The following is a 21,062-nucleotide window of genomic DNA, read 5'->3' as shown; positions in this document are numbered from 1 at the left end:
CCAACTTTTATCTCCAGCAAAATCAGGGGCTTGACACAGGTCATGTCAAAACGACCCACCTCGACGTATAGTCATATCGACCCACAGGAGTCCATATGACCACGAAGCCCCTGCTCACCACCCTGCTGCCCCTGGTCAGCGACCTTTCCCGCGACCTGCCCGACCAGGAACGCTATCGCCGCCTGCTGCAGGCCATGCGTGGGTTGCTGACCTGCGATGCCGCCGCGCTGCTGCGCCTGGACGGCGAATGGCTGGTGCCGCTGGCAGTGGACGGCCTGAGCCCCGATACCTTGGGCCGGCGCTTCCGAGTCAGCGAGCACCCACGCTTCCAGGTCCTGCTAAGCAGCCGTGAACCCACCCGCTTCGCCAGCGACTCCGAGCTACCCGACCCTTACGACGGCCTGGTCAACGCCCCTGATGCCAACCTGGAAGTACATGACTGCATGGGTTGCCCGTTGATGGTCGACGAGCGCCCTTGGGGCCTGGTCACCCTCGATGCCCTGACCCCCGGGCAGTTCCAGAGCCTGGAGCTGGGCGCTCTGCAGGCCTTCGCCAGCCTTGCCGCCGCCACGGTAACCGTGGCCGAGCGCATCGAGCACCTGGCCCTGCGCGCGGAAGACGAACACCACCGCGCGGAAATCTACCGCCAGGCCAGCGGCCAGGACAAAGAGCTGATTGGCCAGAGCCCCGCGCACAAGCGCCTGGTCGAGGAAATCCGCCTGGTCGGTGGCAGTGACCTGACCGTACTGATAACCGGTGAGACCGGCGTCGGCAAGGAGTTGGTGGCCCAGGCCCTGCACCAGGCCAGCAACCGCGCTGACAAGCCGTTGGTCAGCCTCAACTGCGCCGCCCTGCCTGACACCCTGGTGGAAAGCGAACTGTTCGGCCATGTACGCGGAGCCTTCACCGGCGCCCATGGCGAGCGCCGCGGCAAGTTCGAGCTCGCCAATGGCGGCACACTGTTCCTCGACGAAGTCGGTGAACTGCCACTGACGGTGCAGGCCAAGTTGTTGCGCGTACTGCAGAGCGGCCAGTTGCAACGCCTGGGCTCGGATCGCGAACACCGGGTGGATGTGCGCCTGATCGCAGCCACCAACCGCGACCTGGCAGCAGAGGTGCGTATTGGCAACTTCCGCGCCGACTTCTACCACCGCCTCAGCGTATACCCGCTGCAAGTTCCGCCGTTGCGCGAACGTGGGCGTGATGTGCTGCTATTGGCTGGCTACTTCCTCGAACAGAACCGTTCGCGCCTGGGCCTGAACAGCCTGCGCCTGAGCAGCGAAGCCCAGGCCGCGCTGCTGGCCTACGACTGGCCAGGCAACGTACGTGAACTGGAACATCTGATCGGCCGCTCGGCGCTCAAGGCGCTGGGCCAACATTCCGACAGGCCACGCATCCTCACCCTGGAAGCCATCGACCTGGACCTGCGCGCAACCGCAACGCCCGGCACCCCGCCCTCCCCTGCTGTGCCCTTGCCGGCGACACCGCTACCCGAAGGGGGCCTGCGCGAAGCCGTCGACGACTACCAGCGCCAGCTGATCGAGGCCTGCCTGCAGCGGCACCAGGAAAACTGGGCAGCGGCTGCCCGGGAACTCGGCCTGGACCGCGCCAACCTTAGTCGTCTGGCCCGTCGGCTGGGGCTGCGCTGAGTTGGAATCCTGGGGGCGCTTTGCGCCCCATCGCGACACAAGGCCGCTCCTACAAGGGACCGCGCCCCCCTGTAGGAGCGGCCTTGTGTCGCGATGGGCTGCAAAGCAGCCCCACAATCCCCACACCCGCTAAAGCCCGACCAAACCAGGCCGATAACCGGTTATCCCCTGTTCCCCACGAAGGTCACCATGGCCACGCAAAATGCCCGCGCGGACTCGCTGTCCCTGCTGCTGTTCACCCTGCGCAGCGGCAAGTTGATGGCAATCAACCTGCTCAAGGTCAGCGAGATAATCCCCTGCCCGCCGCTGACCAAGCTGCCCGAATCGCACCCCCACGTGAAAGGCGTGGCAACCCTGCGCGGCAATTCGCTGTCGGTCATCGACCTGTCCCGCGCCATTGGCGAACGGCCGCTGGCCGACCCTGACGGCGGCTGCCTGATCGTCACCGAGATCAGCCGCTCGCGCCAGGGCCTGCATGTGCAGGCGGTCAGCCGCATCGTGCATTGCCTGAGCACCGACATCAAACCACCCCCTTATGGCTCGGGCAGCCGCTCGTTCATCACCGGCGTGACCAGGGTCGACAACACTCTGGTGCAGGTGCTGGACATCGAAAAAGTCATCCACGCCATCGCCCCGCCGGTGCCCGAACCGCATCACGCCACCCTGAGCGAGGAAGACGCCAGCCTGCTGGCCGCCGCCAATATCCTGGTGGTGGACGACAGCCAGGTAGCCCTGCAACAGTCGGTGCACACCCTGCGCAACCTCGGCGTCGAATGCCATACCGCGCGCAGCGCCAAGGACGCCATCAACGTGTTGCTGGAGCTGCAGGGCACCGCGCAGGAAATCAACGTGATCGTCTCCGACATCGAAATGAGCGAAATGGACGGCTACGCGTTCACACGCACCCTGCGCGAAACCCCCGACTTCCAGCACCTGTACATACTGCTGCACACCTCGCTGGACAGCGCGATGAGCAGTGAAAAGGCGACCCAGGCCGGGGCCAATGCCATCCTCACCAAGTTTTCCTCGCCAGAGCTGACCGATTGTCTGGTGGTGGCGGCGCGCGCCGTGGTGTTCGCCGAGCGCTGATATATTCGGAGACAAACTCCCCGGCTTGCCGTCGGGGTCGAGTCGGGCATAATTCGCCCCCCTCGCAAGTAACTTGCCGGAATCCGTATGAAGTTTTTCAGCTCTATCCTGATCAGTTTCGCCCTCTTCAGCGGTATCGCCCAGGCCTCCAGCAGCCAGGCCTGGAACGAGCAGCGCCAGCAGATGCTCAAGTCTTGCCTGGCCGCCAGCCAGTTCAAGGATGCTCACGCCCGCAGCAAGCCCGCCGAGTTCGATGACCAGGTCGGCATGAGTGCCCTGCTGATCGAAGGCGTCTACCCCCAGAAGCACATGCAGCAGCGTACCGGCACCGAGCTGTGCCTGTACGACCGCCAGCACCAGCGCGCCTTCGTCAGCGAGTGGAGCCCGGAGGTCAAGTGACCGACAGCCTGCGTTTCGCCTGTACCGGCTGCGGCAAGTGCTGTACCGGCCACCACGTGCCCTTGACCCTGGCCGAAGCGCGCCGCTGGGCGGACAACGACGGCCAGGTGGTGGTACTGATCGAAGCCTTCGTGGCGGACGGCCGTGGCATGCCGGTAGAGCAGCGTGATCATGTGCTGCGTCGCTCCCATCCCGTACCCTGCGGCGACAGCGAGGTACGCGTCTCGGTGACCTTTGCCGCCTTCAACCCCGGGCGCTGCCGCAACCTCGACGACAACGACCTGTGCACCATCTATGACCAACGGCCGCTGGTCTGTCGCATCTACCCGGTGGAAATAAACCCGCATATCCCGCTGCGGCCAGGCAGCAAGGACTGCCCGCCGGAAGCCTGGCAACAGGGGCCGGAGCTGATTCACGGCAGGCAACTGGTCGATGCCGGGCTGGAGGCGCTGGTGCAGGCCTCGCGCCAGGCCGACCGCGATGACATCGCCGCCAAGGTGGCGGTGTGCCAGGCGCTGGGCATGACCACCAGTGCGCTCAAGGGCAACGGATTTACTGCCTACCTGCCTGACATGGGGGCCTTCCGCGCGGGTCTGGCGCAGGTACCGGAGGCTGGCCTGGCACAGTGGACCCTGCACGTGGAGGACGCGGCGCTGGTGGCGAGCTTGCAGGAACATGGTTTGCGCACCACCAATGAGCCCCCGGTGTATTACGCTTTCATCAGCTTCTAGCTATGCCTCGGCGGGGGCAACCGCCTTGCACAGCAACCAAAGCCTGCCGCGGTCCCTGTGGGAGATTACCCAGCCCTTTTGGGCTGCGCTGTCGCGCAGAGAACAAATATCGCTCGTCTGACGCGGCCTTTGTAGGAGCAGCCTTGTGCTGCGAAGAGGCCGGTACAAGCAACAGACAGGCTTTGTCAGTACCGGCCTCTTCGCAGCACAAGGCTGCTCCTACAGAACCTCGCCGAACCAATGAGTCATGTGTTGTTCTATGAGAGCGGGCGTGCCCGCGAACACCGGCACAGCCGTTGCCATCCACCGCGTTGCATTCTTCGCGGGCATGCCCGCTCCCACAGGGGTCGCAGTTCGCATGCCAGATGTGTGATGGAGGCGCAGGCAATTCTGACAGCGCTGTCAGCCAGCGGTCACGCTGCCGACCCGGTTCGGGGGGCTATAAGATTGAATACAGCCACTTCCCTCCCCTATGGCCAAGGTGCCCGCACCGATGCGACGTCCGTCCCGCCCTGTCATCCTCGCCGCCCTGGCGCTCATGGTCCTGGCGGTAGCGGGCCTCTGGTTCGGCCAGCGCCAGCCAGCACCTGCCACCCGCGCGCAAACCGCCATCCCGGTGCGCGTGGTCAGCGTCGTCCAGCAGAACGTGCCGCGCTATGCCAGCGCCATCGGCTCGGTGCTGTCGCTGCACAGCGTCGAGGTGCGCCCGCAAGTGGAGGGTGTACTGACCCAGGTGCTGGTCAAGGAAGGCCAGTGGGTGAAGGAAGGTGACCTGCTGGCCACCCTCGACGACCGCGCCATCCGCGCCAACCTCGACCAGGCCCGTGCTGAACTTGGCCAGAGCCAGGCGCAGATCCAGGTAGCCAACGTCGACCTGCAGCGCTACCGCCTGCTGAGTACCGACAACGGCGTTTCGAAGCAGACCCTCGACCAGCAGCAGGCCCTGGTCAACCGCCTGCAAGCCACGGTCAAGGGCAACCAGGCGGCCATCGCCAATGCCGAGGTGCAGCTGTCGTACACGCAGATCCGCTCGCCAGTGACCGGCCGGGTGGGTATTCGCAACGTCGACCCCGGCAACCTGGTGCGCACCAGCGATACCCGCAGCCTGTTCAGCGTCACCCAGATCGACCCGATCGCCGTCGAATTCGCCCTGCCGCAGCAAATGCTGCCAACCCTGCAAAGCCTGCTCAAGGCGCCCACCCCGGCACTGGTGCAGGCCTACATGGATGCCGACGGCGAACGCAGCCTGCTCGGTGAAGGCCACCTGGCACTGATCGACAATCAGATCTCCGCCACCACCGGCACCGTGCGGGTAAAAGCCGAGTTCGACAACAAGGACGGCCGCCTGTGGCCGGGCCAGCTGGTCACCATCCGCCTGCGCACCGCCGTGGAAGAAAACGCCCTGGTGGTACCGCCGCCTGTGGTACAGCGCGGCGTCGACGGGCACTTTGTCTACCGCCTGGACGGTGACAAGGTCACCAGTGTGCCGGTCAAGGTGCTGTACCAGGACAGCGGGCTGAACATCATTGCCGGGGTCAAGCCGGGCGAGCGCCTGGTGCTCGATGGCCAGTCGCGGCTCAAGCCCGGTTCGCGGGTCGAGGTGGCCCCCGACGCCCCCGCGCCGTCGGAAATGGCCGACCGCCGGAGCCAGCCATGAACACGCGCAACGGTGTTTCGGCCTGGTGCATCGACCACCCCATCGCCACCCTGCTGCTGACCTTCGCCTTGGTGCTGCTGGGGGCCATCGCCTTCCCGCGCCTGCCGGTGGCACCACTGCCGGAAGCCGACTTCCCGACCATCCAGGTCACCGCCCAGCTGCCCGGCGCCAGCCCGGAAACCATGGCCTCGTCGGTGGCCACGCCGCTGGAAGTGCAGTTCAGCGCCATCCCCGGCATGACCCAGATGACCAGCAGCAGCGCACTGGGCTCGACCAACCTGATCCTGCAATTCACGCTCGACAAGAACATCGACACCGCCGCCCAGGAAGTGCAGGCGGCCATCAACACCGCCACCGCGCGCTTGCCGCAAGACCTGCCCAACCCGCCGACCTGGCGCAAGGTCAACCCGGCCGACAGCCCGGTGCTGGTGCTGACGGTCAGCTCCAGCCAGATGCCTGGCAACGACCTCAGCGACTACGCCGAAACCCTGCTCGCGCGCCAGCTGAGCCAGATCGACGGGGTCGGCCTGATCAACATCACCGGGCAACTGCGCCCGGCGATCCGCGTGCAGGCGCAACCCGAGAAACTGGCCGCCATCGGCCTGACCCTGGCCGACCTGCGCCAGGCCATCCAGCAGACCAGCCTGAACCTGGCCAAGGGCGCGCTGTACGGCGAGCACAGCGTTTCGACCATCGCCGCCAACGACCAGTTGTTCCATCCCGACGACTACGCCCAGCTGATCGTCTCCTACCGTGACGGTGCACCAGTGCTCCTGAGGGACGTGGCAAAGGTGATCAATGGCGCCGAGAACGCCTACGTCAAAGCCTGGTCCGGCGACCAGCCCGGGTTGAACCTGGTGATTTTCCGCCAGCCTGGCGCCAACATCGTCGATACCGTGGACCGGGTACTGGCTGCCCTGCCCAAGCTGCAGGAGATGCTGCCAGCCTCGGTCGAAGTGTCGGTGCTGCAGGACCGCACCCAGACCATCCGTGCCTCGCTGCATGAAGTGGAGCTGACCCTGATGATCGCCGTGGCCTTGGTGATCGGGGTGATGGCGCTGTTCCTGCGCCAGTGGTCGGCGACCATGGTGGTGTCCAGCGTGCTTGGCGTATCGCTGATCGCCAGTTGCGCGCTGATGTACATCTTCGGCTTCAGCCTGAACAACCTGACCCTGGTGGCCATCGTCATCTCGGTGGGCTTCGTAGTCGACGATGCCATCGTCGTGGTGGAGAACATCCACCGTCACCTGGAGGCCGGCGACGACAGCCGCACGGCAGCGCTCAAGGGCGCCGGGGAAATCGGCTTCACCGTGGTGTCGATCAGTTTCTCGCTGATCGCCGCGTTCATCCCGCTGCTGTTCATGGGCGGCGTGGTCGGCCGGCTGTTCAAGGAGTTCGCCCTTACCGCCACTGCCACCATCCTGATTTCGGTGGTGGTTTCGCTGACCCTGGCGCCAACCCTGTGCGCACTGTTCATGCGCCGCCCGCCCGGAGAGCACAAGGGCGGCTTCGGCGATCGGCTGGTCAGGTGGTACGAAAAGGGCCTGGACCGCGCCCTCGCCCACCAGCGTCTGACGCTCGGCGTGTTTGGCCTGACCCTGGCCCTGGCGGTGGCCGGTTACGTGGGTATTCCAAAGGGCTTTTTCCCGCTGCAGGACACCGGCTTCATCCTTGGCACCAGCGAGGCGGCGGCGGATGTGTCGTACCCGTCGATGATCGAGAAGCACAAGGCGCTGGCCAAAATCATCGAGGCCGACCCGGCGGTGCGCGCGTTCTCCCACTCGGTGGGCGTCACCGGCAGCAACCAGACCATCGCCAACGGCCGCTTCTGGATCGCCCTCAAGCCCCGTGGCGAACGCGATGTGTCGGCCAGCGAACTGATCGACCGGCTGCGGCCCAAACTGGCCCAGGTGCCAGGCATCGTCCTGTACATGCGTGCAGGCCAGGACATCAACCTTAGCTCCGGCCCGTCGCGTACCCAGTACCAGTACGTGCTCAAGAGCAACGACGGCATGGCACTGAACCTGTGGACCCAGCGCCTGACCGAGCGCCTGCGGGAAAACCCGGCGTTCCGCGACCTGTCCAACGACCTGCAACTGGGCGCCAGCGTCACCCGCATCGATATCGACCGCCAGGCCGCGGCACGTTTCGGCCTGACCACCACCGACGTCGACCAGGCGTTGTACGACGCCTTCGGCCAGCGGCAGATCAGTGAATTCCAGACCGAGACCAACCAGTACAAGGTGATCCTCGAACTGGATGCCCGCCAGCGCGGCAAGGCCGAAAGCCTCAACTACTTCTACCTGCGCTCGCCGCTGACCAACGAGATGGTGCCGCTGTCGGCAGTAGCCCATGTAGCGCCGCCCAGCACCGGGCCGCTGTCGATCAGCCACGATGGCCTGTTCCCGGCGGCCAACCTGTCGTTCAACCTGGCCCCGGGCGTGGCCCTGGGCGATGCGGTGACCATCCTCGAGCGCACCCAGCGCGAGCTCGGCATGCCCGACTCCATCAGCGGCAACTTCCAGGGCGCGGCCCAGGCCTTCCAGAGTTCGCTGTCGAGCCAGCCGTGGCTGATCCTGGCAGCGCTGGTGGCGGTGTACATCATCCTCGGCGTGCTGTACGAAAGCTTCGTCCACCCGCTGACGATCATCTCCACCCTGCCCTCGGCCGGCCTCGGCGCGCTGATCCTGTTGTGGGCCTTGGGCCAGGACTTCAGCATCATGGGGCTGATCGGCGTGGTGCTTCTGATCGGTATCGTCAAGAAAAACGGCATCCTGCTGATCGACTTCGCCCTGGAGGCCCAACGCCGCCAGGGCTTGACCCCGGAGCAGGCGATCCACCAGGCCTGCCTGACGCGCTTCCGGCCGATCATCATGACCACCCTGGCCGCCTTGCTCGGCGCGGTGCCGCTGATGTTCGGCTTCGGCACCGGTTCCGAACTGCGCCAGCCACTGGGCATCGCCGTGGTTGGTGGCCTGCTGGTGAGCCAGGCGCTGACGCTGTTCACCACCCCGGTCATATACTTGGCCCTGGAGCGCCTGTTCCACCGCCGCCAGGCCGCCCGTGCGGCGGCGCCCAGTGCCAGTTAGGACAAGACCATGCGTGTGCTGATCATCGAAGACGAAGAAAAAACCGCCGACTACCTGCATCGCGGCCTCAGCGAGCAGGGGTTTACCGTCGACCTGGCGCGGGACGGCATCGAGGGCCTGCACCTGGCCCTGGAAGGTGACTACGCGGTGATCGTGCTGGACGTGATGCTGCCGGGCATGGACGGCTATGGCGTGCTGCGCGCCCTGCGCGCACGCAAGCAGACGCCGGTCATCATGCTGACCGCCCGTGAAAGGGTCGAAGACCGTATCCATGGCCTGCGCGAGGGCGCCGACGACTACTTGGGCAAGCCGTTTTCCTTCCTCGAACTGGTCGCCCGCCTGCAAGCCCTGACACGCCGTAGCAGCAATCATGAACCGCTGCAGGTGCAGGTAGGTGACCTGTGGATCGACCTGATGGCGCGCAAGGCCACCCGCGCCGGCCAACGCCTTGAGCTGACGGCCAAGGAGTTCTCGCTGCTCAGCGTGCTAGCCCGCCGCCAGGGCGAAATTCTGTCAAAGACAGCGATTGCAGAGCTGGTCTGGGACATCAATTTCGACAGCGATGCCAACGTCGTCGAAGTGGCGATCAAGCGCCTGCGCGCCAAGCTCGACGGGCCTTTCGACAACAAGTTGCTGCACACCATCCGAGGCATGGGCTATGTCCTGGAAAGCCGTGCGGGGTAATTCCATCGCGCTGCGCCTGTCGGCGCTGTTCATCCTGGTGGCGCTGGGCGTGTTCCTGCTGATCGGTTCGGCGCTGTACCGCCAGGTAGACCGCAGCCTCGACCTGCTGCCGCAAGCCGAGCTGGACGCGCGCTTCAGTGTGCTCGAGTCCACCCTCAACCGCTTCGGCACACCGGAGCACTGGGTCAAGATCAACAACAAGCTCAACCTGCTAAGTGAAGAGGACAAGCGCATTCGCTTCTGGGTGGTCAGTAGCAATCCGGCCTACGAATACGGCCACCCCAGCGAGCTGGTCCGCGCCTTCGCCGAAGGCGCGCAGGGCATGCGCGACCTGCGCCTGCCTGACCGGCCCTACCCTTACAAGGTGCTGGTCAGCGAACTACCGGCACTGGGCGAGCGGCCGCCGCTGCGCTTTCTGATCGGCATCGACACCGAAACATTCTGGCAGGCGCAACATAGCCTGCTGGTGGCGATTGTCGGGCTGGCGGTGCTCGGCGTGCTGCTGGCCTCGCTGCTGGGCTACTGGGTGGCGCGCATCGGCCTGCGCCCACTGTTGGCGTTGTCCGTTGAGGCCCAGGCCCTGGCCCCACCGCGCCTGGACGGGCGCCTGCAGACCCACGCCCTGGCCCCGGAGCTTGCACAGTTTGCAGGTGCCTTCAATGCCGCACTGGACCGGGTAAGCCAGGCCTACTCGCGGCTGGAGGCGTTCAATGCCGACGTCGCCCACGAACTGCGCTCGCCGCTGACCAACCTGATCGGCCAGACCCAGGTTGCACTGACCCGAGGGCGCAGCGCCGAGCATTATTTCGAAGTGCTGCAATCGAACCTTGAGGAGCTGGAGCGCCTGCGCAGCATCATCAACGACATGCTGTTCCTGGCCAGTGCCGACCAGGGCAGCAAGGCCACTGCCCTGACCCAGGCCTCGCTGGCCCAGGAAGTGGCGACCACCCTGGACTACCTGGACTACATTCTCGAAGATGCGCAAGTCAGCGTGAGTGTGAGCGGTGACGCCCAGGCGCCCATCGAAAAGGCCCAGCTGCGCCGGGCGCTGATCAACCTGCTGAACAACGCCGTGCAGCACACCGCACCGCACCAGGTGATCGAGGTGCAGATCGCTGCCGGGCCGGAGCAGGTCAGTATCGCCGTGAGCAACCCGGGGCCGGCGATCGACGATGAGCACCTGCCGTTGTTGTTCGAACGCTTCTACCGGGTGGATGCGGCACGTAGCAATAGTGGTGGGGGTAACCATGGGTTGGGGTTGGCGATCGTCAAGGCGATTGCGCTGATGCATGGTGGGGAGGTATTCGTGCGTAGTGCCGCGGGGGCCAATACCTTTGGTATCCAGTTACCAACCTCAAGGCCTACCCCGCCCGTGTAGGAGCAGCCTTGCGCTGCGAAAGGGCCGGTAGATCCCAATATCCTCTAATGCCTTCACTGGCCCTTTCGCAGCACAAGGCTGCTCCTACAAAGAAGCGCGGAAGTGCTCTAGGCTGCGGGTTTGCGGCGAAAGTCCAATTGCTTTTACTGCGATAGTTACCTTTTGCGCAACAGTGCTTATCGCTCTTCGCTCTGTTTCAAGTGCATTGAAAGGACTAACTTTACCCCCGTCCTCATTAGCACTTGCACCGCAAGAAGGTAGTTTCAAATGTCCAACAGTATGGGTATTGCCAGCGTCTTCGTCCTGTCTTCCCTGTTGTTGTCGCCCCTGGCCATGGCTGAAGAATCCAAGGCGTTCGTCACCCGTAATGCTGAGTTCGCCGCAGTCCACCAAGAGGCCCGCGAAGCCGTAGCCGCACAGCAGGTAGACACCGCAAAAGACGCTAACCAGACAGCTTCCAAGAACTCTGTCGATGCCAATGCCGACAGCTGATCAAGTGCTGTCGCTGCTCCCGTTTTCCCTTGGCTACGCCATGGGCACTACCAGTGCCGATATGTTAGCCTTTTAAAGCCGCTGCCGATCAGCGGCTTTTTTTATGTGCTTCAACTATCAGCCAAGCTGTAACGTTCACCTATAAAAAAGACGCACATTCGAAAATAAAAACTGCCCCACCGCCAGACCCAAGGAGCTAGTACCGGTGCCTTCCGCGTTTCGTTTTACCCCGCTGTTCATTGCGTTGACTGCAACGATCCCTTTCGCCGCCCAGGCAGATGAAGACAAGGCTGATGGCTTCATCGAAGGCTCGTCCTTCAACCTGCATTTCCGTAATGCCTACTTCAACCGCGATAACCACAACGCCGGAGTGCGCGACACCCGCGAGTGGGGCCAAGGTGCGGTTGCACGTTTCGAGTCGGGCTACACCCCGGGTGTGGTCGGCTTTGGCCTGGACGCCCATGCCATGCTGGGTCTGAAGCTCGATGGGGGCGGCGGCCATGCTGGCACCAGCATCCTGCCGACCCACCAGAAGAACGAAGACGAACTGGGTGCTGCCCCGCACTCGTTCTCCACCGCCGGTGCCGCGGTCAAGCTCAAGGCGTTAGACACCGAGCTGAAAGCCGGTGACCTGTTCCTCACCAACCCGGTGATTGCTGGCGGCGAAACCCGCATGCTGCCGCAGACCTTCCGTGGTGTGAGCCTGACCAACACCAGCATCGACGGCCTGCTGCTCGAAGGCGGCCAGGTGAGCTTCACCAAGCCGTACAACCAGAGCGGCCACCGCCGCATCGACACCTACTACGGTTCGTTGGGCGAGCATGACAAAAGCAAGCACCTGAACTGGGCCGGCGCGTCGTGGAGTGGCACCCCGAACATCACTGCCAACCTGTATGCAGCCGAACTGAAGGACATCTGGAACCAGTACTACGCCGATTTCGACTACACCTATGTGGTCAACGATCTCGTCAGCCTGAACCCGGGCGTGCACTTCTATCACACTCAGGACACCGGCCAGGCACTGCTGGGCAAGATCGACAACAACACCTACAGCGTGCATTTCACCGTCAACGCCGGGTTCCACAGCGTCACCGCCGCCTATCAGCGGGTCAATGGCAACACGCCGTTCGACTACATCAACCTGGGCGACAGCGTCTACCTGGACAACTCGCGCATGTACTCGGACTTCAACGCACCGAACGAGCGCTCGTGGAAGCTGCAGTACAACTATGACTTCGCTGGTGTGGGCATCCCTGGCCTGAGTACGGTGCTGTCGTACTCGCGCGGTGAAGCCGACCTGACCAAGGCCACCCAGGACACTACCCACTACGACTACTACCGTGCCGATGGCAAGAACGCCATGCACTGGGAACGCGACGTGGACGTGAAGTACGTGTTCCAGGAAGGAGACCTCAAGGACCTGTCGGTGCTGGTGCGCTATGCCACCCACCGTGGCAGCCAGGGTTATGCGTCGATCGACAGCAACAGCGACAACGATGAACTGCGGGTGATCGTGGATTACCCATTGAACGTGTTCTGATCCAGACCCGGGTGCGAGGGCTTCGCCCTCGTTTCGCCGGCAAGCCAGCTCCCACCTTGACCGCATTGACCTCAAGCTTGTGCGGTACTTGTGGGAGCTGGCTTGCCGGCGATGGGCTGCGCAGCAGCCCCTGCGTGATTCCGTCGGACAAATCTTGTCCGACAATCCCCGCTTCCCTAGAATGTCGCCGCCGCGAATGGCCCTGCCCACGCAGTAGCGAGCATGACCTCCCGATCACCGCGTTTCGCACTCTACAGGTCACACCCCGAGCTGCTCCTCAACCTGGGCAGTTGCCTTGCCGTGCTCGCCATCGTGGCCATCGTCAGCTACCTGCTGGCGCGGGAGCGCGACAATATCGAGCTGTCGGCGATCCGCTCGTCCAACAATATTGTCCAGCTGATCGAAAGCGACATCCTGCGCAACGTCGAACTCTACGACCAGTCGCTGCAGGGCCTGATCTGGGCGGTCGGGCGCAAGGAGCTGCCGGAAATACCCGGCCCGGTGCGCCAACGCCTGCTATTCAATGAAGCCTTCGTCGACCGCAAGCGCGGTGACGTGCTGTGGCTGGACAAGCAAGGCAACGTGGTGGGCGATTCCACCAGCAGCGTGCCACGCAAGGCCAACTTCAGCGGTACAGGGGTATTCCAGGCCCATCTGCACAACGCCAACCTCGGCCTGCTGGTCGGCCCGCCGTTCAAGGCCAGGCTCGGCGACCTGGACTGGTGCATCAGTTTCAGCCGGCGCATTTCCGGGCCCAATGGCGAGTTCGTCGGCCTGGCCGCGGGGGCACTGCGCCTGTCGTACTTCAGTGACCTGTTCCAGCGCCTGGACATCGGCGACGATAGCAGCATCAACCTGCTCAACACAGACGGCCAACTGTTGGCCCGCCAGCCCAGCCGCGCGCAAGACCCGGCGATTGGCAGCAATTATGCCGAACGGCCCAATTTCAAACGCATTCTCAGCGAGCAGAACGGCAGCTTTACCGCACGCTCCAGCCGCAACGGCACCCCGCGCATGTACACCTTTGCCCGGGTCGCTCAGTTGCCGCTGATCGTGCTGGTCGTGCGTTCGGCCGATGAAGTTTTCGAGTCGTGGCGCCGCACTGCGATCGTGGTCGGCGTCGCCACAGGGGTACTGTGTGTGGGTATCCTCTGGCTGACCCTGCTGCTGGGCCGCGAGTTGCGCCGCCGGCAAGAGGCCGAACAGGGTCTGGCCAACCTGGCCGCCACCGACAGCCTGACCGGCTTGCCCAACCGCCGCCACCTGGACCAGGTACTCCGTCAGGAATGGGCCCGCGCCCAGCGCAATCGCAAGTCATTGGCAGTGCTGATGGTGGATGTGGATCACTTCAAGGCATTCAACCAGCGCCACGGCCACGCCGGTGGCGACCATGCCTTGCGCGAAGTGGCCAGGACCATCGAGGCGTGCATCCGGCGCCCGGCCGATCTGGCGGCGCGCTATGGGGGTGAAGAATTCCAGGTGGTGTTGCCGGAAACTGACCTGGCCGGTGCGCAACTGCTGGCGGAGCGCATCCGCGCCAGCGTCGAGGCGCTGGCACCGTTTGCCGACGATGCCCACTCTGTCACGGTGAGCATCGGCATTGGCCTGTCAGGCACCCAGCACGACCTGGCGAGGGTGCTGGGTGCTGCCGATGAAGCGCTCTACCGGGCCAAGGCCAAAGGCCGCAACCGGGTAGAGGGGCCTGCGGACTAGCTGCGGGCGCGCGCGGCGTTGCGCAAGGCTCTGACCTGATCATGGTTACGCTGCACACCTTGCAGCTGTTTTTCCACCAAGGTGTAGGTCTGGTCGCTGGCGGTGCGGCCCAGCTTGACCAGTTTCTCGCGAGCTTCCTTGTAGGCCTTGAGGGCATGGTCCTCGCCCCGCTCCACCTCGTTCAGCACCGCTTCCTCATCCTTGCCGGTGACCATTGCCTTGAGGTTTACCCAACCCCGATGCAGGTCACCGCTGATGCTGGTGGAGGTTTCCGGGTCGCCCCCCAGGCGACGCACTTCGCTCTGCAGTTCGCCGGCGGCATTGGCGCACTCACCGGCACGTTGAACGAAGAACGCTTTAAGTTCGGGGTTCTTCACATCATCGGCCGAGGCCTTGAAACCTTTCTCACCATCCTTGCTGTACTCGATCAGGTCGTTGAGCACGTCGATCACGTCTTTGTTGGGATTGCTCATGGCACAAACTCCTTGGCAGGTGATAGTCATCTGTAAGGGAGCAGCGTTCGTGCCAAGCGAGGACTATCTATAAAGTCCTTAAAAATCAACAATATAAAAACAGAAGGTCTGAGCTTGATCACGGCGTTCTGCATGATTGCCGCTTGGGCCTTCGTGCAGATTGCAGTATGGTCGGCGCTTTTCAACAGCCAGGTGCGCCGATGATGAAGCCGGAAACCCTCGAACTGCTGGTCACCCGCACCATGCCGTTTGGCAAGTACCAGGGACGAATCATTGCCGACTTGCCAGGGGATTACCTGGCCTGGTTTGCGCGCAAGGGTTTCCCGGCGGGGGAATTGGGTGGGTTGCTGGCGCTGATGCACGAGATCGATCACAATGGGCTGGGCGATCTGCTTGTGCCGTTGCGGCAGAAGCACGGGCGTTGACCTGTTCCGGCCTCTTCGCGGGCACGCCCGCTCCCACAGTTACTGCATGATCCTGAAGCTTGCAGTGACCCTGTGGGAGCGGGCGTGCCCGCGAAGAGGCCAGTAAGGCCCGCTGAAATCTCTAACCCTTCACCGGCGCTACCGCCAACTCCACCCGCTCGCTCTTCTTGATCACCGCATACACCACCGCCGTCAGCAGGCTGCCCGCCACGATCGCCAACAAGTACAGCAGCGCATGGTTGATCGCATTGGGTATCAGCAACACGAACAGGCCGCCGTGCGGCGCCATCAGCTTGCAGCCGAAGTACATCGACAATGCCCCGGTCAATGCCCCGCCGGCCACGCTGGCCGGGATCACCCGCAGCGGGTCCTTGGCGGCAAACGGGATCGCCCCTTCGGATATGAAGCACAGCCCCAGCGCCAGGGCCGCCTTGCCCGCTTCACGCTCGCTCTGGGCAAACTTGCGTCGGGCCAGGAAGCTGGCGATACCCAGGCCAATCGGCGGCACCATGCCGGCGGCCATGGTCGCTGCCATCGGTGCATAGCTCGACGAGGCCAACAGCCCCACCGAGAAGGCATAGGCGGCCTTGTTGATCGGCCCTCCCAGATCGACGCACATCATGCCGCCCAGCAACAGGCCCAAGAGGATGGCATTGGTGGTGCCCATGCTGTCGAGAAAATGCGTGAGCCCTTCCAGCATCGCCGCCACCGGCTGGCCGACCACGTAGATCATCACCAGGCCGGTGAACAGGCTGGCCAGCAGCGGGATGATCAGGATCGGCTTGAGTGCCTCCAGGCTGCTGGGCAGGCGCGCCCAGCGGGCAATGGCCTTGGCGCTGTAGCCGGCGAGGAAGCCGGCGACGATACCACCGATGAAACCGGCGCCCAGGGTGCTGGCCAGCAGGCCGCCGATCATGCCGGGCGCCAGCCCCGGGCGGTCGGCGATGGACCAGGCGATGTAGCCCGCCAGCAGCGGCACCATCAACTTGAACGCAGCCTCGCCACCGATCTGCATCAACGCCGCCGGCAAGGTGCCCGCTTCTTTGTAAGCCTCGATACCGAATACGAACGACAGGGCAATCAGCAGGCCGCCAGCCACCACCATCGGCAGCATGAACGACACGCCAGTGAGCAGGTGCTTGTATACCCCGCTCTTCTCGCCCTTGGCTGGCGTGCTCGCCGCTGCGGCATCGCCGCTGTTTTCCACCTTGGCATCAGCCAGGGCCTTGTCGAGGGTCGCGCGGGCCTGCTTGAGGGCGATACCGGTGCCACAACGGTAAATGCGCTTGCCAGCGAAACGCGCGGTGGGCACTTCGATGTCGGCGGCCAGCAGCACTACATCCGCTGCAGCGATGGCTTCGGCAGACAAGGGGTTGCGCGCACCGACCGAGCCCTGGGTCTCGACGGTGAGCTCGTAGCCCAGTTGCTGCGCAGCCTGCTGCAAGGCTTCCGCGGCCATGAATGTATGCGCGACGCCAGTCGGGCAAGCCGTGACGGCGACGATGCGTGCGCCAGCGCTGCCAGTTTCAGCCGGAAGTCCTGGCACCGTGGCCAGCAGACGGGCGTTGGAAGCCGCCTCATCGAGGAAGCCTTCGCGGTCGGCCAAAGCCTGGGATGGCGTGCTCTGGTACACGCGCTTGCCGACGAAACGCTCCAGGTCCACCGGGCCGGTGCTGACCACCAGCACCCAGTCGGCCTCGGCGATCTGCGTGGCGCTCAGTTGCCGCTCGGGGTGGCCGGCATCCTGCACTTCGACGCTGGTACTCCAGCCTCGCCGCTGGGCTGCGGCGGACAGCAAGCGCGCGCTCAGCACGCTTGATACCTGGCCGTTGGGGCAGGCAGTGACAATGGCAATGTTCATCGGCAACCCTCTTTTTGTTCTTTCAGTTGCACGGCAGCTTCCAGACGCGCCAGTTGCTCGCGGTCAAGGATGCCGAAACCAACCTGGGTAACAGCCTGTGCAGCGATGGCGGTTGCACGGGTCAAGGTCTGCGCCGGGGCTTCGCCCTGCAGCAGGCCGTGGACCATGCCGGCCACCAGCGAATCACCTGCACCCACTGTGCTGGCAACCTGCACCTTGGGCGGGCAAGCATGTACGGCATGGCCGTGGGTGAACCAGCTGACGCCCTGCTCTCCCGCCGACACCACCACGTGTTCGACGCCACTGGCCAGCAGGCGCTCGGCAGCAGCGCGCTGCTGCGCCGGGTTATCCACAGCCAGGCCGAGCACCTCGCCCAACTCTTCGGTATTAGGCTTGACCAGCCAGGGCGAGCTCTGCAGGCCGGCACGCAGGGCTTCGCCGCTGCTGTCCAGGGCCACCTTCAGGCCTTGCGCCTTGAGCTGTTCGAGCAACTGTCGGAACCAGTCGGCGCTGATCCCACGCGGCAGGCTACCAGCCACCACCACCGCATCGTGGCCCGGGGCAACCTGCGCCAGGCAGCGCAGCAATGCACTGCGCGCCGCTTCGTCGACTTCCGGGCCTTGGCCGTTGATGTCGGTGACACGGCCATCGGCTTCGACCAGCTTGATATTACTGCGGGTTTCGCCCGGCACGCGGACAAAGCAGTCGACGAAGCCGCGCCAGTCGATCAGCGCCTCGAAAGGCTGCAGGTTGTCACGCCCGAGGAAGCCGCCAACAGTGACGGTGTGGCCCAGGTCGGCCAGTACCTGGGCAACGTTCAGCCCCTTGCCTGCGGCGTGGCTGTGCTGCTCCTGGCTGCGATTGACCTGCCCTGGGCGCAGGGTACCCAGGCCGATGGTGATATCCAGCGCAGGGTTCAGGGTGAGGGTGAGGATCTTGGCCATTCAGTAACGCTCCACCAGCGCGCGAACCGCTGCGGCGCTGTCCTGTTGCAGGGCCTCGCGCGCCAGGGCGCGGGCCGTCTGGTGATCGGCCTGGCGAACCAGGGCCTTGACTTCGGCAATGCTGCGCGCGGCGACGCTGAGTTCGTCCACGTCCAGGCCCAGCAGCACGGCCACTGCCTGCGGGTCGGCCGCCAGCTCGCCGCACACGCCCACCCACTTGCCATGGGCATGGGCGGCGCGCACGGTCATGTCGATCAGGCTGAGCACCGCCGGGTGCAGGCCGTCGGCCTGGGCCGAGAGACTGGGGTGACCACGGTCGATGGCCAAGGTGTACTGGGTCAGGTCGTTGGTGCCGATGCTGAAAAAGTCCACTTCGCGCGCCAGTTGTGGTGCCAACAGCGCTGCCGAGGGCACTTCGACCATGATACCCAGTTGCAGGTCGGCTACCGGGATCTCGGCGCGCAGGCGCTCGACCATGGCGCGCGCCTCGCGCCATTCATGCACCTGCCCGACCATCGGGAACATGATGCGCAGCGGGCGCTGGTCGGCAGCGCGCAGCAAGGCGCGCAACTGGTCTTCCATCACCTGCGGGCGCTGCAGGGTAAGGCGTACGCCGCGCACACCGAGGAACGGGTTTTCCTCGGCAGCGATCGGCCAGTACGGCAGCGGCTTGTCGCCACCAACATCGAGGGTGCGCACCACCAGCGGGCGCCCGTCGAGGCCATCGAGCACGCGGCGGTACTCGGCTTCCTGGGTCGCCACGTCCGGGGCCTGGGTGTGGGCCATGAAAATCAACTCGGTGCGCAGCAGGCCCACGCCTTCGGCGCCCTGCTCCACTACCTTGGCGATGCCGTTGCTCTCGCCGATGTTGGCAAACACCTCGACAGCGTGACCATCGCGAGTGACCGCCGGCTCGAAGCGGTTGGCCCAGGCGGCCTGCAAGCGTTGCTCGCGCAGGTCGCGCTCGGCCAGGGCCTTTTGCAGTTCATCCGCCGGCGGCGCCACGCTGACCACGCCACGCTGGCCATCGAGCAGCAACGGCGTGCCGCTGTCCAACAGCAGTATCGACGCCCCCGCGCCCACAACCGCCGGAATACCCAAGGCACGGGCGACGATGGCACTGTGGGCGGTGGCGCCACCCTGAGCGGTGACGATACCGGCGACGCGGCTCGGGTCCAGCCGGGCGACATCGGACGGGCCGACTTCGGTCATTACCAGCACGTAGGGTTGCTCGGGTTCAGCCTGGGCCTGCACGCCACACAACTGCGCCAGCACGCGGCGGCCGATGTCACGCAGGTCGGCAGCACGTTCGGCGAGCAAGGCATCGTGCAGCGACTCCTGTTGACGCGCCGCCGCCTCGATCACTGCCATCCATGCTGCCGCGGCGCTTTCGCCCTGGCCCAGGCGCTGCTCGACATCGTCGCTCAGGGCCGGGTCTGCGAGCATTTCCTGATGGGTGACGAAGATTTCGCCAATGGCCTTGTCGCTGCGCTGGACCAAGGCCTGCAGCTCGCCATTCACGGTCGCCACAGCTTCACGCAGCTTCTGCCGCTCCTGGGCGCAGGACTCACCGCGCAGGGGGTAGTCGAACTCACGCTCGACACACACATGGGCCGGGCCACAGGCAATGCCGGGCGCAGCACCCACGCCGTGGATACGGCTACCGGCCGCGGGCGCTTGCAGCACTTCGGCCGCTGCGCCAGCTACAACCTCAGCACTCTGCGGCAGTGGCTCCACCTCTTCACCCAGGCCTTGTTCGATGGCGGCCAACAGCACCGGCAAGGCATCGGGGGCGATGCCGGGCTCAGCCACCAGTTCCAGTGTCTGGCCACGTCGGGCGCCGAGACTGAGCAGCTTGCTCAGGCTCTTCACCGACACCGCCGGCTGCGCGCTATCCGCCAGCCGCACACGGATTTCCCCATCGAAACCTTTGGCCAGTTGCGCCAATACCTTTGCCGGGCGGGCATGCAAACCGTGCGGGTTGGCCAGCACCACGCGCGCACTGGGCCAGCCTGCCGGCGCCTCACCGCCTAGCACCTCCAGCACCGCGCGGCTGCTGGTGGCCTGGTAGAGCATCTGCCCGCGGCCTTCGATCAGCACTTCGCACAGGCGTTCGAGCAAGGCCTGGTGGGCTGCACCGAGGCTGGCCAGGCAGAACAGGCCGTTGAGCGGTTGGTCGCGGTAACGCAGCGGCTGCTGCGGGGTGATGAAGGCCAGCCCCGGCTGGCGCACCTGGCGCTCGCTGTGCAGCCACCACAGGCCCTCGCCCAGCGGCAGCGGTTCGGCCTGCTGCAGGACGGCGGCAAAACCGCTATCGACGCAGTCGGCGCGCTGTAACAGGCGGGCGCCGCGCCAGGCCAGTTCATCGAAGTCTTCGGCCGGCAGGTTCAGGCCGACCAACTGCGCATCCAGCGCCAGTTCCTGAGGCGCGCCCTGCAACAGCTTCAGCAACGCCTCCGCGGAACCGGCGCGGCGCAGAGCTTCGGCCAGGTCGGTCTCGCCCAGGGCGCGGGTCAGCAGTTGCAACAGGCGCAGGTGCTCATCGGAACGGGCAGCGATGCCGATAGCCAGATAGACCATCTGGCCATCGCCCCAGTCCACGCCCTCGGGAAACTGCAACAGGCGCACGCCGGTGGCGTACACCAGGTCACGGGTCTGCGGCGTGCCATGGGGGATGGCAATGCCCTGCCCAAGGAAGGTGGAGCCTTGTGCCTCTCGGGCCTGCAGCCCTTGCAGGTATCCCTCGGCGACCAGGCCGTCAGCGACCAGCCGGTCGGCCAGCAGGCGCAATGCCTCGGCCTTGTCGGCGGCCTTCTGGCCCATGGCTATCTGCTCCTTGGCGAGCTCGAGCATGACCTTCTCCTTTTGCAGTTCCCGGTCGGGTACTGGAGTATTGTTGTGGAATTCACATGAACGGCCAGTTCAACAGCCTTGCACC

At 64.8% G+C, this 21,062-nt stretch carries 16 protein-coding genes; 12 read left to right on the top strand and 4 right to left on the bottom strand.

Annotated elements, in window-relative coordinates:
* Window positions 1-95: 95 nt before the first annotated feature.
* The 11 genes from norR to GYA95_RS00505 all read left to right on the top strand — a co-directional run bounded on the left by norR (window position 96) and on the right by GYA95_RS00505 (window position 14,421).
* A complete protein-coding gene (gene norR, locus GYA95_RS00555; protein WP_015268991.1) occupies window positions 96-1,649 on the top strand; it encodes a nitric oxide reductase transcriptional regulator NorR in 1,554 nt (517 codons plus the stop codon).
* 189 nt (window positions 1,650-1,838) lie between these two features.
* The gene (locus GYA95_RS00550) at window positions 1,839-2,738 is read left to right on the top strand and encodes a chemotaxis protein (RefSeq protein WP_015268990.1); all 900 of its coding nucleotides are present in this window, start codon (window positions 1,839-1,841) and stop codon (window positions 2,736-2,738) included.
* Between the two features lie 87 nt (window positions 2,739-2,825).
* Window positions 2,826-3,137, top strand: coding sequence for a hypothetical protein (locus tag GYA95_RS00545; RefSeq protein WP_015268989.1), 312 nt, complete (start codon window positions 2,826-2,828; stop codon window positions 3,135-3,137).
* A complete protein-coding gene (locus tag GYA95_RS00540) occupies window positions 3,134-3,868 on the top strand; it encodes a YkgJ family cysteine cluster protein (RefSeq protein WP_015268988.1) in 735 nt (244 codons plus the stop codon). Before GYA95_RS00545 ends, GYA95_RS00540 begins: the two co-directional genes overlap by 4 nt.
* Before the next feature lie 493 nt (window positions 3,869-4,361).
* Window positions 4,362-5,525, top strand: a complete 1,164-nt coding sequence (locus GYA95_RS00535) for an efflux RND transporter periplasmic adaptor subunit (protein ID WP_015268987.1) — start codon at window positions 4,362-4,364, stop codon at window positions 5,523-5,525.
* Window positions 5,522-8,614 carry a multidrug efflux RND transporter permease subunit gene (locus GYA95_RS00530; RefSeq protein WP_015268986.1) on the top strand — a complete coding sequence of 1,031 codons (3,093 nt, stop codon included), beginning with the start codon at window positions 5,522-5,524 and terminating at the stop codon, window positions 8,612-8,614. The genes GYA95_RS00535 and GYA95_RS00530 overlap by 4 nt, the downstream gene beginning before the upstream one ends.
* A gap of 9 nt (window positions 8,615-8,623) precedes the next feature.
* The gene (locus GYA95_RS00525) at window positions 8,624-9,298 is read left to right on the top strand and encodes a heavy metal response regulator transcription factor (RefSeq protein ID WP_015268985.1); all 675 of its coding nucleotides are present in this window, start codon (window positions 8,624-8,626) and stop codon (window positions 9,296-9,298) included.
* Window positions 9,273-10,676 carry a heavy metal sensor histidine kinase gene (locus GYA95_RS00520; RefSeq protein WP_015268984.1) on the top strand — a complete coding sequence of 468 codons (1,404 nt, stop codon included), beginning with the start codon at window positions 9,273-9,275 and terminating at the stop codon, window positions 10,674-10,676. The genes GYA95_RS00525 and GYA95_RS00520 overlap by 26 nt, the downstream gene beginning before the upstream one ends.
* A 267-nt stretch (window positions 10,677-10,943) precedes the next feature.
* The gene (locus GYA95_RS00515; protein WP_015268983.1) at window positions 10,944-11,168 is read left to right on the top strand and encodes a hypothetical protein; all 225 of its coding nucleotides are present in this window, start codon (window positions 10,944-10,946) and stop codon (window positions 11,166-11,168) included.
* Window positions 11,169-11,373: 205 nt separating this feature from the next.
* On the top strand, window positions 11,374-12,708 hold the full coding sequence (locus GYA95_RS00510; RefSeq protein WP_015268982.1) for an OprD family porin: 1,335 nt from the start codon (window positions 11,374-11,376) through the stop codon (window positions 12,706-12,708).
* A gap of 222 nt (window positions 12,709-12,930) precedes the next feature.
* On the top strand, window positions 12,931-14,421 hold the full coding sequence (locus GYA95_RS00505; RefSeq protein ID WP_015268981.1) for a GGDEF domain-containing protein: 1,491 nt from the start codon (window positions 12,931-12,933) through the stop codon (window positions 14,419-14,421).
* Here the strand turns inward: GYA95_RS00505 and GYA95_RS00500 are convergent.
* The gene (locus GYA95_RS00500) at window positions 14,418-14,894 is read right to left on the bottom strand and encodes a ferritin-like domain-containing protein (RefSeq protein ID WP_013970965.1); all 477 of its coding nucleotides are present in this window, start codon (window positions 14,892-14,894) and stop codon (window positions 14,418-14,420) included. The genes GYA95_RS00505 and GYA95_RS00500 overlap by 4 nt on opposite strands.
* Before the next feature lie 203 nt (window positions 14,895-15,097).
* Between GYA95_RS00500 and GYA95_RS00495 the strand changes: the two genes are divergently transcribed.
* On the top strand, window positions 15,098-15,319 hold the full coding sequence (locus GYA95_RS00495) for a DUF3820 family protein (protein ID WP_015268980.1): 222 nt from the start codon (window positions 15,098-15,100) through the stop codon (window positions 15,317-15,319).
* Window positions 15,320-15,440: 121 nt separating this feature from the next.
* Here the strand turns inward: GYA95_RS00495 and GYA95_RS00490 are convergent, their stop codons facing one another.
* From GYA95_RS00490 to ptsP, 3 genes are read right to left on the bottom strand one after another with little or no spacing between them, the layout of a single operon-like run.
* Complete coding sequence (locus GYA95_RS00490; RefSeq protein WP_015268979.1) at window positions 15,441-17,180, bottom strand: PTS fructose-like transporter subunit IIB; 1,740 nt, start codon at window positions 17,178-17,180, stop codon at window positions 15,441-15,443.
* Window positions 17,177-18,124 carry a 1-phosphofructokinase gene (gene pfkB / locus GYA95_RS00485; RefSeq protein WP_015268978.1) on the bottom strand — a complete coding sequence of 316 codons (948 nt, stop codon included), beginning with the start codon at window positions 18,122-18,124 and terminating at the stop codon, window positions 17,177-17,179. The genes GYA95_RS00490 and pfkB overlap by 4 nt, the downstream gene beginning before the upstream one ends.
* Window positions 18,125-20,977 carry a phosphoenolpyruvate--protein phosphotransferase gene (gene ptsP / locus GYA95_RS00480; RefSeq protein ID WP_015268977.1) on the bottom strand — a complete coding sequence of 951 codons (2,853 nt, stop codon included), beginning with the start codon at window positions 20,975-20,977 and terminating at the stop codon, window positions 18,125-18,127.
* Between the last annotated feature and the right edge of the window lie 85 nt (window positions 20,978-21,062).

The sequence above is a fragment of the Pseudomonas asiatica genome, assembly GCF_009932335.1.
In the GTDB taxonomy this organism is placed as follows: Bacteria; Pseudomonadota; Gammaproteobacteria; order Pseudomonadales; family Pseudomonadaceae; genus Aquipseudomonas; species Aquipseudomonas asiatica.
Note: the sequence above shows the minus strand (reverse complement) of the source record. Positions and strands in the feature narration are given on the sequence as shown.

What these genes read in the sequence shown, in the direction of transcription:
- GYA95_RS00490 (WP_015268979.1), bottom strand. Translation starts at nt 17,180, where the DNA reads ATGAACATTGCCATTGTCACTGCCTGCCCCAACGGCCAGGTATCAAGC.
- GYA95_RS00520 (WP_015268984.1), top strand. Translation starts at nt 9,273, where the DNA reads ATGTCCTGGAAAGCCGTGCGGGGTAATTCCATCGCGCTGCGCCTGTCG.
- ptsP (WP_015268977.1), bottom strand. Translation starts at nt 20,977, where the DNA reads ATGCTCGAGCTCGCCAAGGAGCAGATAGCCATGGGCCAGAAGGCCGCC.
- pfkB (WP_015268978.1), bottom strand. Translation starts at nt 18,124, where the DNA reads ATGGCCAAGATCCTCACCCTCACCCTGAACCCTGCGCTGGATATCACC.
- norR (WP_015268991.1), top strand. Translation starts at nt 96, where the DNA reads ATGACCACGAAGCCCCTGCTCACCACCCTGCTGCCCCTGGTCAGCGAC.
- GYA95_RS00550 (WP_015268990.1), top strand. Translation starts at nt 1,839, where the DNA reads ATGGCCACGCAAAATGCCCGCGCGGACTCGCTGTCCCTGCTGCTGTTC.
- GYA95_RS00525 (WP_015268985.1), top strand. Translation starts at nt 8,624, where the DNA reads ATGCGTGTGCTGATCATCGAAGACGAAGAAAAAACCGCCGACTACCTG.
- GYA95_RS00530 (WP_015268986.1), top strand. Translation starts at nt 5,522, where the DNA reads ATGAACACGCGCAACGGTGTTTCGGCCTGGTGCATCGACCACCCCATC.
- GYA95_RS00500 (WP_013970965.1), bottom strand. Translation starts at nt 14,894, where the DNA reads ATGAGCAATCCCAACAAAGACGTGATCGACGTGCTCAACGACCTGATC.
- GYA95_RS00495 (WP_015268980.1), top strand. Translation starts at nt 15,098, where the DNA reads ATGAAGCCGGAAACCCTCGAACTGCTGGTCACCCGCACCATGCCGTTT.
- GYA95_RS00505 (WP_015268981.1), top strand. Translation starts at nt 12,931, where the DNA reads ATGACCTCCCGATCACCGCGTTTCGCACTCTACAGGTCACACCCCGAG.
- GYA95_RS00545 (WP_015268989.1), top strand. Translation starts at nt 2,826, where the DNA reads ATGAAGTTTTTCAGCTCTATCCTGATCAGTTTCGCCCTCTTCAGCGGT.
- GYA95_RS00535 (WP_015268987.1), top strand. Translation starts at nt 4,362, where the DNA reads ATGCGACGTCCGTCCCGCCCTGTCATCCTCGCCGCCCTGGCGCTCATG.
- GYA95_RS00515 (WP_015268983.1), top strand. Translation starts at nt 10,944, where the DNA reads ATGTCCAACAGTATGGGTATTGCCAGCGTCTTCGTCCTGTCTTCCCTG.